The organism is Polynucleobacter sp. (assembly GCF_018500155.2).
In the GTDB taxonomy this organism is placed as follows: Bacteria; Pseudomonadota; Gammaproteobacteria; order Burkholderiales; family Burkholderiaceae; genus Polynucleobacter.
Genome location: NZ_JAHBAK020000064.1, coordinates 1 through 11,941, shown reverse-complemented (window position 1 = coordinate 11,941; position 11,941 = coordinate 1). Strand labels below are relative to the sequence as shown.

Here is an 11,941-nt window from a genome sequence, read left to right as displayed (position 1 = left end):
CTTCTTTACCCCATGTAATAAATGTTGGCTTCTTTGAATCAGGTGCACTTTCTAAGACATTGATATCTAAATTCACGATATTCCAAACTTGCTGATAATGCCGATTATTTTTAGTGTATTCGGTAACCGCTGCTTCTTTAATAGCTTGATCTAGCTCAGGTGGTTTGGCAAACAATAAACGCATTTCTAAATCAAATTGCTGTACTGTAATAGGGATAAATGGATTGATGCCAGCGTATATCGCGTCCTTTAATTGCGGGCTCCAACTAATGACACCCATGGGAGCACCAATGAATGCAATGGATCTCACCTCATTGGGATATTGATGCGCAAACATAGCGGCTATCGCACCCCCCATTGAGTTACCAGCGATATTGAATGCATTCAAATTGAGTTTTTGCGTAAAACGATGAATTAACTCTACTTCCTTGATCAATTGATAACTTTCAATAGGAAAACCGGTGCTTTGCCCATAACCTGGCAGATCTGGTGCATATACCGCAAAACCATTCTTAGCAAGCTGACAGGCAAAATCGGTCCACTGCTCTTTTTGGGCAAATAAGCCATGAAGCACCAATATTGGTGACCCTTCCCCCATCTTGAAATACTGAATAGCGGATGGCCCTACTTGAATGGATTGGTTTTGGGAGGCACATATTGCCGCTGGATCTTGAGCTTTTACATTGACACAAACAAGCATCAATACAAAACCAATTAGGGCTGTGGATTTACGTAATATCTTATGCATAGTTACTCAATATAGATCAAATCGCAATGACAAATTTAGTTCAATAGTTTTACTTAATCCAGGTAGTGAACTCTTGTGCGGATACGCGTGGCGTGCGAAAGGTATTCACAATATCTTCCTTATCTGCATGCCCTAATGCCATACCGCACACTAGCATCTCATTATCCTGCGCCCCAATAAAAGGCAAAATAATTTTGGAGAAAGTATTCCAAGCTGCTTGCGGGCAGGTATCTAGATTTTTTCCTCTCGCAGCAATCATGAAATTTTGCAGAAACATACCGTAGTCCAACATAGAGCCCCTGCCCAACTCTTTATCAATCGTAAAGAAAATACCAACAGGCGCCCCAAAAAACTCAAAGTTTTTGCGATGCTGTGCATGCATCTTATCTTTGTCGCCCTTGGTAATCCCTAAAAGCCCATACAAACCCCAGCCATTTTCACGACGACGATCGATATAAGGACTGAACCATTTGGTTGGATAGTAGTCGTACCCCGCTTGATATTCTTTTTCTAACTCAGGATGCTGAGCAATACTGTCATAAGCAGCACAAACAAGGTTACATAACTGTTGTAACTTCTCGCCTTCAAGGACATAGGCTTTCCATGGCTGTGTATTGGTTCCTGAGGGGGCTCTTGCAGAGAGATCAAGCAAATTCAGAATTATTTCCCTTGAAACAGGCTCTTTGGTAAATGCCCTCACCGACATTCTTGACTCTATTGCTTGATCTACGGAATTCATACTTCCCCTCTTTTAGCTGACAATACTTTCAGATATGGTATTTTGATTCTTTGTTGATTTTTTGTTCATTATTTATATCTGTATACCATGATCAATATTAGTAGACCTAGACGATCTGTTCTCTATATGCCTGGTGCCAATACCCGCGCGCTCGAGAAAGCTAGAACGCTAGCCGCCGATTCACTCATTTTGGACTTAGAGGATGCAGTAGCCCCGGATGCCAAAGTGATGGCCAGGCAAAATATCCTGCAGGCCTTGGAGATTGGATTTGGTCATCGCGAGGCGACTGTCAGGATTAATGGCCTCAATACACCTTGGGGCATGGATGATCTGAAAGCCTTTGCCAACAGCAAAGCAGATGCAATTGTTTTACCAAAGGTGGAGTCTGCACAGCAGATTCAGACGGTAGCAAAGCTTCTCAAGGAATCTCAAGCCCGACCAGATTTAACAATTTGGGCCATGATTGAAACCCCTAAGGCTATTTTTCAGCTCACCGAGATTGCCAATTCTCACCCTTTATTAGAGGCACTGGTTTTGGGTACCTCAGATCTAGTTAAAGATTTACATGCAAGACATACTCCCAATAGAGTGGAGACACAAACTGCTCTATCGCTTTCTGTATTAGCAGCACGTGCGTTTGGACTATGTGTCTTAGATGGTGTCCACCTCTCCTTAGATGATGAGAAGGGGCTACAACAATCCTGTGTGCAAGGCCGGGATATGGGGTTTGATGGCAAAACCCTGATTCACCCTAGTCAAATTGCTGCCGCCAATGCAGTCTTTGGCCCTTCCGCAGATGAAGTTGCGGAAGCAAATGAGCGCATTACTGCTTACGAGCAAGCTATTGCGTCAGGGGCAGGCATTGCCGTGCTCAATGGCAAGCTCATTGAAGAGCTTCATATTCAAGAGGCCAAACGCATCTTGGCTTTGGCCAAAGCAATTCATTCCTTTGCTAACCCACCATCGAGCAACCAATAAGCTCGAAGTGAAATGTAGTTGGTAAGGAGCGGCAATCTCATTGCACTAGATGAGTGCTTACACCCTTAAATGGTGCAATGCTTATCTAAAATGTGCACAGTGCCATTAGGCTCCTAGAACCAAAGCCTATGATGGCTTATGCGTATCAAAATTACAAAAAGTTTGGTGCTAAATGCCCAAATTCATAATACCGAGACAATACCTGAGGCTTTATTTCCGGAAGGGGAATATCTTGCGAATCTCACGCCAGATGGCAAGATTGAAGTCATCAATACGAGGTCGATCAAGGCGCTATTTTCATTCTCTCAATTTAGAGAAAAAGTCTCACAAGGAGACTTTGTCGTTGTAGAAAATTAAGTTACCTAAGTTGCTAATGATCTAAGTCTAGACTTTGTATCAGACTTGCCAGCTTGGTCAATGCATCAAATGCATCTGTATTGCTTGCCTCAACATCTAAATTTTCCCAATTAAATTCCAAGGAAAAGTGGGCCGACTCAATAATCAACTCATAACTTGAAGAAGCTTTTTTAGTAGAGTTTGTCGCAACATCTTCCGCTATCGGCACTTTCAGAGTTTGAATGGCATCCAATAGCATTTGCGTTTCTGGGCCTGTGAGATCCCGAGTGTGAAGAACATCATCCGTTCTTTTGATCGAAATCCGTGACGCCTCATCAATCGTGACCTCATACTGATTAAGCCCGAGATCAAACCAAACTGTCAATTCAATGGCAATGGGATAAGTCTTCATTTAATCGACCTCGTCTGGATAGTTTTTATCAAAAATTTATCTTACACCGCGCCCCACCCTAAGTTTGCACCCATCTAAGTAAAAGTGCTGATAGGTTTTATCCCTTAATTGATTAGACTGAACCCCATCTGTAAACACCCTCCATAAAAGGGCTATCACAACATGATTTGGTTAGGTTTATCCATCGCTATCTTTTTGGGGGCACTGTACTTCAGCCCTCCCCAGATCTTTACTAAACACCCGCTGTCATTTTTGGCGATTGTGTCGATTCTCTTTTTGGCCATTGCTTGGAATGTTTCGCCCACTCTTCCAGGACAGGCACCCGGTAAGTTTTATGGACTAATTTTTCATTTTTATGGGGCATCTCTATTGACAGCTATGTTTGGCCCAGCCATAGCCCTCACGATATTATTTCCAGTCGCATTTTTAGGGGTTTATGTAATACAAGGTGGCTATGTTGAAGCCTCGCAACATTATTTAATGGTTTGTGTGTTGCCAACCTTCTTTGCTTACCTCACCATTCAAGCTATTCAAAAATACATTCCCAAACATTTGTTTGTTTTGATTTTAGGAAATGGCTATGTCGCAGCCTTCATGAGTGTCATTCTGTCAGGCTCTTTTTTATTGCTGGTGAGAATGCTCTTGGGAGGCGCTGTAAGTTCATTCGATTTTGAAGGCTGGCTTTTGGGCTTAATCATTATTGCCTTTATGGAAGGCTCCCTCTCTGGCATGTTGCTAGCTATCTTTTTGATTTTTAGACCCAACTGGGTTTCAACGTACAACGAAGAAGCGTATATGAGTAGATAATGGGCAATCTATTCCTAGATGAAGAGACCATGATGTTGCCATGTATCGAACTTGAAACCGAGCCCAATCCCACAGCAGCAGTCATTTGGCTTCATGGCCTTGGTGCCGATGGTAATGACTTTGTGCCAATTGTCCCTGAACTAAATTTAGAAGGCTGTCCTGGCATTCGCTTCATCTTTCCAAGTGCCCCAAGCATGCCGGTGACTGTCAATGGTGGCTATGTAATGCCTGCTTGGTACGACATCATTGGCAGAAATCTCATGGATCAGGAAGATGCGGCTGGTATTTTGAAATCCGCCAACGCCATTACCAATATTATTGAGCATGAAGCAAGTCGTGGAATTGCCTATGATCAGATCGTATTGGCTGGCTTTTCTCAGGGTTGCGCTATGGCCTTACAAATTGGCTTACGTTTTCCCCATAAGCTCGCAGGCATCATGGCGCTCTCTGGCTACTTGCCGCTAGCAAGCACTCTTGCCAGCGAGAAGCATTCTGCCAATCAAAATATACCCATCTTTATGGCGCATGGCATGTATGACGCTGTAGTGATTCCTGAGCGAGCCGAGGCTTCTTATGCTTTACTGGAAAAAATGGGTTACACAGTGTCCTGGAATGAGTATCCGATGGAGCACTCTGTTAATCGAGAAGAGATCATGGATATTTCGCGCTTCTTGCAAAGCGTGTTGAAACAAAAGGCATAAGTCATTGAACGCAATTACTGGAAATGGATTCGACGAATGAAAAAGGGCTCAAGCGAGCCCTTTTTCATTATTGGTAATCGCGCTTTATAGTTTTTTATTAAAACTATATTGGGCAAATGCTTGCTCGGCCACCCCAAACCACTGCGCCTCCATATTTCTGAATACACGGTAGTCATCAAATATTTTTTTGAACTGTGGATTCTTGGCAGATTCCTCCGCATAAGTCTCTTGGCTTGCCTTAAAACAGGCATCCATGATGGAAGTATTGAACTTACGCAACACTGCACCATTTTGCAAAAGACGTTGCAATGCAGGAGGATTGAGGGCGTCATATTTTGCACACATATCAGTATGAGCCTCAAAACAAGCAGCTTCCCAAGCAGCTTGGTATGAAGGTGGAAGCGAATCCCACTGTTTTTTATTTACTAAAAACGAAAGTCCTGCAGCGCCTTCCCAGAAGGCTGGGTAGTAATAATTCTTAGCAACTTTTGCCAAGCCTAATTTTTCATCATCGTATGGACCCACGAATTCTGCTGCATCAATCGTGCCTTTTTCCAAGGCAGAATAAATTTCGCCAGCAGGCAATTGTTGTGGCACTACGCCGAGCTTTGCCAATACCTGACCAGCAAAACCTGCGATACGGAATTTGAGCCCCTTTAAATCCTCTGGAGATTTGATTTCCTTACGGAACCAACCGCCCATCTGAGTTCCAGTCTGACCGCCAAGAAAATTAACAATGTTATAGCTTGCATATAACTCACGCATCAGCTTCATACCATTTCCATGCAGCATCCATGCTGACTGTTGTCTAGCCGTCATACCAAACGGCGCGGCAGTATCAAAGATGAATGCGCTGTTTTTACCGAGATAGTAATAACTGGCAGTATGACCGCACTCAACCGTTCCATTTTGGACGGCATCTAATACCTGCAATGCGGGCACTACTTCACCAGCGGCAAACACCTTCACATTAAATTTGCCATCCGTTGCCTTGCGCAATGCATTTGCGAAAATCTCGGGTGTGCCAAAGAGCGTATCTAACGATTTAGGAAAACTTGATACCAAGCGCCAATTGAGGGTAGGCAAGCTTTGGGCAATAGCGGGGGCGCCTAAGGTGGAAACTCCAGCAGCTACACCAGCCCCTACCGTAGCTTTCTTTAGAAATGAACGTCTTTGCATCACCATCTCCTTTTCTTTTTTTGCCTAATGATTCTATAACGAGGGCTATTTACCACCAACCGTCATGGATCCAATCAATATGGATCCCGTTTCTTTTGTACCCCGAATCAAAGAGTCGCTACCAATCAATTCAATATCTAGGAGCATTTCACGCAAGTTACCTGCAATCGTGACTTCTTCAACAGGATATTGAATTTCTCCATTCTCCACCCAATAGCCAAAAGCGCCACGTGAGTAATCGCCCGTTACATAATTCACGCCTTGCCCCATTAACTCGGTAACCAATAATCCTGTACCCATCTCTTTTAATAACGCAGGCAAACCACCCTTAGGTGTTTTTTTGCTACTAAGCGTTAAGTGATGTGAGCCACCCGCATTGCCCGTCGTCTTCATGCCTAACTTACGTGCTGAGTAGGTAGATAAGAAGTACCCTTGCAATATCCCTTTATCCACGACCATACGCGCCTGGGTCTTTACGCCCTCTTCATCAAATGGCGCACTACCCGTCATGGCTTTGAGATGAGGGTCTTCAAAAAGACTGACATGCTTGGGTAGCACTGGCTTGCCCAAACTATCCAAGAGAAAACTGGAGCGACGATACAGCGCACCTCCAGAAATGGCCTGCACTAAACCACCTACCAAACCTGCAGCTAAGGGTGCTTCAAAAATAACGGGGCAACGTCGAGTAGTTAACGATCTTGCCTTCAGGCGTGAGAGTGCACGCTGCGCAGCGTATTTACCAATAGCAGCTGGATCGGCCAAGTCCTGCGGAATGCGAGAACTCGAATACCAATCATCTCTTTGCATAGCTGATTTTTTTCCACCCTCACTTGCAATTGGCGCACAGGAAATATAGTGACGTGAAAATGGATAGCCGCCCATAAAACCATGCGAGGTCCCTATCATAAAATGCGCATGATGCGCTGATACAGAAGCGCCATCGCTATTTTGAATTTGTTTGCTCACACTAAACGCAGCGCTCTCTGCAATGCGAGCAATTTCAACTGCTTTGCTAGCATCAAGCATCCAGGGATGAAATAAATCAAGATCTCGAGGATTTTTTTCTAACAACTCAGATTCAGCGGGGCCGGCACAATCATCTTCAGCTGTGTGTTGTGCTATGTGATATGCAGCATCAACCGTTGCCTTTAATGACGCTTTTGAAAAATCACTAGTACTCGCATTGCCGCGACGATGCCCCAAATACACAGTAACGCCAACTTGTTTATCCAAGCTTTGCTCTATGGTTTCCACTTCCCCTTTGCGGACTGTGACTGATAACCCTTGACCTTCGGAAACCTCGGCAACTGCATCTGAGGCACCCCTTTTTTTGGCCTCTTGAAGCATGAAACGAATAATTTCTTGAAACTGGTCAGATGAATATGTAAACATGCCTTAATAATAGCTAGAATAGAAATATGAAGCATAACGAAGCCCAACAACGCAAATCACCAAATGAGGTCAAAATCGGCCTCATTTCAATCTCTGACAGGGCCAGCAAGGGTATTTATCAGGATGAAGGCATTCCAGCCCTGCAATCATGGCTCACAAAAGCCATCACCAATGACTGCACCTTCCACGAACGCCTTATCGCCGATGAATGGGAAGTCATTACTGAAACCATTATTGAACTGGTCGATGACTTTTACTGTGACCTGGTTCTCACCACTGGTGGCACTGGCCCCTCACGCAGGGATGTCACCCCAGAGGCAACCCTAGAAGCAGGAACACGAGAAATGCCAGGCTTTGGCGAACAAATGCGTCAAATTAGCCTGAAATTTGTTCCTACCGCCATCTTGTCTCGGCAAACTGCTGTTCTTCGCGAAATCGAAGGTCATGCAGCTTTAGTGATTAATCTACCAGGACAACCCAAAGCGATTGCGGAAACGCTCGAGGGATTAAAAGATGAAACCGGAAAGTCGATTGTCCCAGGAATTTTTGCAGCGGTCCCCTATTGCATCGACTTAATTGGCGGACCCTACATTCAAACTAACGAAGAAGTCATTAAAGCTTTTAGACCCAAGAGCGCCATTAAAAAATAGCAGTAGATTGAGCTCCAGCACAAAGTCCGCCTCAGCGGACTTTGTTATTTAGGCAAGGGCACAATGAATTTTTCGCGGTAGTACTTTAATTCTTCGATAGATTCTTCAATATCAGCCAGGGCAGTATGCGCCTGTTTCTTGGTAAAACCTTTGACTAACTCAGGGTGCCAGCGCTTACAAAGTTCTTTGAGTGTTGAAACATCCACATTACGGTAATGAAAGTAAGCCTCTAACTTAGGCATGTACTTAGCCATGAAGCGACGGTCTTGACCAATCGTATTGCCACACATAGGCGCAATGCCTGGCTTAATGTATTGTTTTAAAAAAGCAATACATTCAGCTTCTACCGATGCCTCATTCATGGTGGATGCTTTGACTTTATCTATAAGACCAGACCGCCCATGAGTGCCTTTATTCCATGCATCCATGGCATTTAAGATGGCATCGTCTTGATGCACCACCCAAACTGGAGCCGTTGCAATCGTATTGAGATGGGCATCAGTCACAATCATGGCAATCTCTAAGATACGTTCTTTTTCTGGGTCTAAGCCCGACATTTCCATATCGACCCAAATCAGGTGTTCGTTGGCTGGTGCTGCAGTGTTGTTTTGTTCGCTCATATCTATAATGATCTCATGACATTCACAATTGTTTTCCTCATCGCCTTTATTGCCAGTTTTGGTATGCGCCACTGGCTCTCTCTTCGTCAAATTCGCCATGTGGCCCAGCATCGCGCCTCAGTACCGACTGAATTTGCCTCCAAGGTCACCTTGGCTGAACATCAAAAAGCGGCTGATTACACCATTGCTAAATTACGTTTGGGTATTCTCGAAAATGGGGTTAGCGCCATTATTTTAATTGCCTTCACCCTATTAGGTGGACTTGAAATCCTCAATCTTTCTTTGCTACAACTCTTGGGTGAGGGAGTTTCCCAACAAATCGCTCTGCTCGTTTCTATTGTCTTGATTTCTGGGGTAATCGACCTTCCCTTTTCCTGGTACAAACAATTTCATCTTGAAGAGCAATTTGGATTTAATCGCATGACCAAAAAATTGTTCTTTAGCGATATGTTTAAAGGGATAGCTGTTGGGGGTGCCATTGGTATTCCTTTGTTGTGGGTCATTCTGACGCTCATGCTAAAAGCAGGCGATCTTTGGTGGCTCTGGGCTTGGGCCGTCCTCTCTATTTTTAGCTTATTGATGCAGTGGATTTTTCCAACATTTATTGCACCCTTATTTAATAAATTTGAGACACTTGAGGATGGTCCCTTAAAAACTCAAATTGAAGCACTCCTGGCTCGCTGTGATTTTGCAAGTCAGGGTCTATTTGTCATGGATGGCAGCAAACGTAGTGCGCATGGTAATGCGTTCTTTGCTGGCATGGGTAAAGCAAAGCGGATCGTTTTCTTCGATACCTTAATAGAAAAACTAAGTCCAGGTGAAGTTGAGGCGGTACTCGCACACGAACTTGGTCACTTCAAATGCAAACACATTCGCAAGCGCCTAATAGTTTCCTTTGCTCTAAGCTTTCTGATGTTTGCGCTTATAGGTTGGATTAGTACGCAAGCATGGTTCTACACTGATTTAGGTGTTATGCCTAATCTCAATGGCTATAACGGCGGCCTTGCTCTTGCGCTATTTATGTTAGTTTCTCCGGTCTTTAGCTTCTTCTTCACTCCATTGGGCAGTCTTGCTTCTCGTAAACATGAGTATGAAGCGGATAATTTCGCTGCAGAAAAGTCGTCAGCACAAGATTTGATATCTGCGCTAGTAAAGCTCTATCAAGACAATGCTTCTACATTAACGCCTGATCCGATCTATACCGCATTCTATAGCTCACACCCACCAGCGCCACTGCGCATTGCTAATCTTCAGCGTTCTCATACTTCTCATTAACTAATGGAATCCTTTCGCGCCTTACTCACTGCGTCATATGGAAGGCACTATTTAGCGCAGCGTCTTGTGGTGGATGCGTTTGGCAATGAATCGCCCACAGGACCATTGATCCAGGTGAGCACCCCTGCTAAACAACATATCGGCGCTGTGGGTGATCGTATGTTGCTAGAGATGACCTCTGCAGATCAAGCACGCATCATTGAAATTGAACCGCGTCAGAATATTCTTTACCGCTCAGATGCATTCAAAAGCAAAATCATCGCCTCGAATGTGGACCAAATCTTAGTAGTCTTGGCAACACAACCTGCTTTTTCCCCAGACTTATTGGGCAGAGCAGTCGTCGCTGCTGAAGCAAATCAAATTGAGCTACGTATTTTGCTCAATAAATGCGATCTGCAAGACAACCTAGTACATGCTCGCAAAATAGTCGAGCCCTATGCTCGCATGGGATACCCAGTGAACGAGGTATCTGCAAAATTTGATAGCGCCTCGTTAGAGCAATTACGTCCTGTGTTAGCGGGAAAGGTTTCTGTATTTGTGGGTCAATCAGGGATGGGTAAATCGAGCCTATTAAATGCTTGGGTGCCCAATGCAGCTGCACTTACCCAAGAATATTCAGTTCGCCTAGATACTGGAAAGCACACCACTACTGCTTGTCGTTATTTTGAGCTGCCTACCTCTTGGGGTAGAGGTGATAACGGCAAACTCGGCGCCCTCATTGATTCACCAGGATTCCAAGAATTTGGCTTAGCCCATATGTCTGTGAGCGAATTGCAACATGCTTTTCGCGAATTCAAACCTTTACTTGGTCAATGTCGCTTTCATAATTGCACACATCAGTCAGAACCTGATTGTGCAGTACGTTTAGCAGTCGATAAAAATGAAATAGCGCCAGAAAGATTGGCGCTATTTAAACAATTGATTTCAGATTCAAAAATTGCGGATACGCAAATACAAGGTATTAGCCAAGCCAAAGAGCGATGGTCAGCATTAACAACAAAATCATCCAAGCGATAACTAAACGCCATACCAAGCCCACAGCAGAGCGCATCGAACGCTCGGTGGGTTCAAGACCCACTTCATAAACTAACGGCTCTCCTGCTTCAGCCATTCTTAAGGCTTCATCACTATCGGGCTCACTCAAGGGCTCACCTAAGCGCACACCAAGAGCACCGCCACCAGCAGCCAAAATCACTGCTGATAAAGGATCAGCCCATTTTTGAGTGAGATATCGCCAGGCATACACAGCGCCTTCAAAATTACCAACGATGGCAAAGCCGATTGCAGTAATGCGAGATGGAATCCAATCTAAGACATAGAAGAAGTGGCGCGCTGCTTCGCTCAAATTGAAATCGCCTCGCTCAGACCAACGTTGAGCAGCAATATCAGCTAAACGATATAAGACTACGCCAGCAGGACCCATTGGCATCATGAACCAAAACAACACGCCAAATACATGGCGATGTGAACCAATAATCGCGCGCTCAAGCGCTAATGAAATCACTTCTGTTTCAGTAAGGTTATTAGTATCTAATTCAGGCCCATACCATTGACCAAGCGCCGCACGTGCAGCAGGTAAATCATGCGCTTCAATAGCTTCATGCACCAAGGTAAATGAGTGACTAAATTGCCGAAATCCAAAAAACAGATACGCAATCACAATATTCCACAAGAATCCCAGAATAGGATAGGTCACCATACAGGTGACATACACCATGAACACTAAAAATGTGGGTAGAACAAAAGCCACCAAGCACGCCATACGCGCACCAACTGGACTAGCACCGTCATCAGATTTGCCGCCAAACTCGGCAGCTACCCAGTCCAGCCAACGAGCGCATAGACGCGCAATCCAATGACTGGAAGTGACTGGGCGATATTGCTCAGCAATGAGGGCGAAGAGAATAGAAAAGAAAGTCATACTTTTAATAGATGATAAAGGTTACGCAACATTCCCGCTGTAGCACCCCAAATAAACCGGTCCTCATAAGGCATTGAATAAAAACGGCGGCCACCCTGCTCACTTTGCCACAATCTGACCTGATGATTGGCAGGATCGAGCAAAAAATGTAAGGGGACCTCAAACTGTCTCTTATACACATCT

At 44.5% G+C, this 11,941-nt stretch carries 14 protein-coding genes and 1 pseudogene; 7 read left to right on the top strand and 8 right to left on the bottom strand.

Annotated elements, in window-relative coordinates; all coding sequences use genetic code 11:
• Together KIH43_RS07610 and KIH43_RS07605 are read right to left on the bottom strand one after the other, a co-directional pair.
• Positions 1-748: alpha/beta hydrolase (locus KIH43_RS07610; RefSeq protein ID WP_297719414.1), on the bottom strand; the 748-nt coding region annotated here is incomplete at its 3' end.
• Between the two features lie 49 nt (positions 749-797).
• Entirely contained in the window at positions 798-1,487 is a 690-nt protein-coding gene (locus KIH43_RS07605) for a nitroreductase (protein ID WP_297719411.1), read from the bottom strand.
• Between the two features lie 87 nt (positions 1,488-1,574).
• Between KIH43_RS07605 and KIH43_RS07600 the strand changes: the two genes are divergently transcribed.
• Both KIH43_RS07600 and KIH43_RS07595 read left to right on the top strand, forming a co-directional pair.
• Complete coding sequence (locus tag KIH43_RS07600) at positions 1,575-2,465, top strand: CoA ester lyase (RefSeq protein ID WP_297719408.1); 891 nt, start codon at positions 1,575-1,577, stop codon at positions 2,463-2,465.
• A gap of 138 nt (positions 2,466-2,603) precedes the next feature.
• The gene (locus KIH43_RS07595; protein WP_296968041.1) at positions 2,604-2,822 is read left to right on the top strand and encodes a hypothetical protein; all 219 of its coding nucleotides are present in this window, start codon (positions 2,604-2,606) and stop codon (positions 2,820-2,822) included.
• A 13-nt stretch (positions 2,823-2,835) separates the two neighbouring features.
• Here KIH43_RS07595 and KIH43_RS07590 read toward each other — a convergent pair whose 3' ends face one another.
• Positions 2,836-3,213 carry a hypothetical protein gene (locus KIH43_RS07590; RefSeq protein ID WP_297719405.1) on the bottom strand — a complete coding sequence of 126 codons (378 nt, stop codon included), beginning with the start codon at positions 3,211-3,213 and terminating at the stop codon, positions 2,836-2,838.
• A 261-nt stretch (positions 3,214-3,474) separates the two neighbouring features.
• Between KIH43_RS07590 and KIH43_RS07585 the strand changes: the two genes are divergently transcribed.
• Both KIH43_RS07585 and KIH43_RS07580 read left to right on the top strand, forming a co-directional pair.
• On the top strand, positions 3,475-4,020 hold the full coding sequence (locus KIH43_RS07585) for an energy-coupling factor ABC transporter permease (protein ID WP_297719402.1): 546 nt from the start codon (positions 3,475-3,477) through the stop codon (positions 4,018-4,020).
• On the top strand, positions 4,020-4,721 hold the full coding sequence (locus tag KIH43_RS07580) for a carboxylesterase (RefSeq protein WP_297719400.1): 702 nt from the start codon (positions 4,020-4,022) through the stop codon (positions 4,719-4,721). The genes KIH43_RS07585 and KIH43_RS07580 overlap by 1 nt, the downstream gene beginning before the upstream one ends.
• An 84-nt stretch (positions 4,722-4,805) precedes the next feature.
• On the opposite strand, the gene dctP is transcribed toward KIH43_RS07580, so the two are convergent.
• Together dctP and pmbA are read right to left on the bottom strand one after the other, a co-directional pair.
• On the bottom strand, positions 4,806-5,900 hold the full coding sequence (gene dctP, locus KIH43_RS07575) for a TRAP transporter substrate-binding protein DctP (protein WP_296968049.1): 1,095 nt from the start codon (positions 5,898-5,900) through the stop codon (positions 4,806-4,808).
• 45 nt (positions 5,901-5,945) lie between these two features.
• A complete protein-coding gene (gene pmbA / locus KIH43_RS07570) occupies positions 5,946-7,292 on the bottom strand; it encodes a metalloprotease PmbA (RefSeq protein WP_297719397.1) in 1,347 nt (448 codons plus the stop codon).
• Positions 7,293-7,318: 26 nt separating this feature from the next.
• On the opposite strand from pmbA, the gene mog reads away from it, so the two are divergent.
• Positions 7,319-7,942, top strand: a complete 624-nt coding sequence (mog, locus tag KIH43_RS07565; RefSeq protein WP_296968052.1) for a molybdopterin adenylyltransferase — start codon at positions 7,319-7,321, stop codon at positions 7,940-7,942.
• Positions 7,943-7,986: 44 nt separating this feature from the next.
• Here mog and orn read toward each other — a convergent pair whose 3' ends face one another.
• Positions 7,987-8,562 (bottom strand): oligoribonuclease, encoded by a 576-nt coding sequence (orn, locus tag KIH43_RS07560; protein ID WP_297719392.1) that lies wholly within the window; start codon positions 8,560-8,562, stop codon positions 7,987-7,989.
• A 15-nt stretch (positions 8,563-8,577) separates the two neighbouring features.
• On the opposite strand from orn, the gene KIH43_RS07555 reads away from it, so the two are divergent.
• Positions 8,578-9,837 (top strand): M48 family metallopeptidase, encoded by a 1,260-nt coding sequence (locus KIH43_RS07555; protein WP_297719389.1) that lies wholly within the window; start codon positions 8,578-8,580, stop codon positions 9,835-9,837.
• Between the two features lie 3 nt (positions 9,838-9,840).
• Positions 9,841-10,854, top strand: coding sequence for a ribosome small subunit-dependent GTPase A (gene rsgA, locus KIH43_RS07550; RefSeq protein ID WP_297719385.1), 1,014 nt, complete (start codon positions 9,841-9,843; stop codon positions 10,852-10,854).
• On the opposite strand, the gene KIH43_RS07545 is transcribed toward rsgA, so the two are convergent.
• Positions 10,799-11,758, bottom strand: coding sequence for a CobD/CbiB family protein (locus tag KIH43_RS07545; protein ID WP_297719382.1), 960 nt, complete (start codon positions 11,756-11,758; stop codon positions 10,799-10,801). The two genes, rsgA and KIH43_RS07545, sit on opposite strands and share 56 nt — an antisense overlap.
• Positions 11,755-11,941 (bottom strand): annotated as a pseudogene (locus KIH43_RS07540) (coenzyme A pyrophosphatase); the annotation flags it as partial. The gene KIH43_RS07545 and the pseudogene KIH43_RS07540, both read right to left, overlap by 4 nt.

Coding starts and splice junctions, on each gene's coding strand:
- KIH43_RS07555 (WP_297719389.1), top strand. CDS start 8,578: ATGACATTCACAATTGTTTTCCTCATCGCCTTTATTGCCAGTTTTGGT.
- mog (WP_296968052.1), top strand. CDS start 7,319: ATGAAGCATAACGAAGCCCAACAACGCAAATCACCAAATGAGGTCAAA.
- dctP (WP_296968049.1), bottom strand. CDS start 5,900: ATGCAAAGACGTTCATTTCTAAAGAAAGCTACGGTAGGGGCTGGTGTA.
- KIH43_RS07600 (WP_297719408.1), top strand. CDS start 1,575: ATGATCAATATTAGTAGACCTAGACGATCTGTTCTCTATATGCCTGGT.
- KIH43_RS07590 (WP_297719405.1), bottom strand. CDS start 3,213: ATGAAGACTTATCCCATTGCCATTGAATTGACAGTTTGGTTTGATCTC.
- KIH43_RS07580 (WP_297719400.1), top strand. CDS start 4,020: ATGGGCAATCTATTCCTAGATGAAGAGACCATGATGTTGCCATGTATC.
- KIH43_RS07545 (WP_297719382.1), bottom strand. CDS start 11,758: ATGACTTTCTTTTCTATTCTCTTCGCCCTCATTGCTGAGCAATATCGC.
- orn (WP_297719392.1), bottom strand. CDS start 8,562: ATGAGCGAACAAAACAACACTGCAGCACCAGCCAACGAACACCTGATT.
- KIH43_RS07595 (WP_296968041.1), top strand. CDS start 2,604: ATGCGTATCAAAATTACAAAAAGTTTGGTGCTAAATGCCCAAATTCAT.
- rsgA (WP_297719385.1), top strand. CDS start 9,841: ATGGAATCCTTTCGCGCCTTACTCACTGCGTCATATGGAAGGCACTAT.
- pmbA (WP_297719397.1), bottom strand. CDS start 7,292: ATGTTTACATATTCATCTGACCAGTTTCAAGAAATTATTCGTTTCATG.
- KIH43_RS07605 (WP_297719411.1), bottom strand. CDS start 1,487: ATGAATTCCGTAGATCAAGCAATAGAGTCAAGAATGTCGGTGAGGGCA.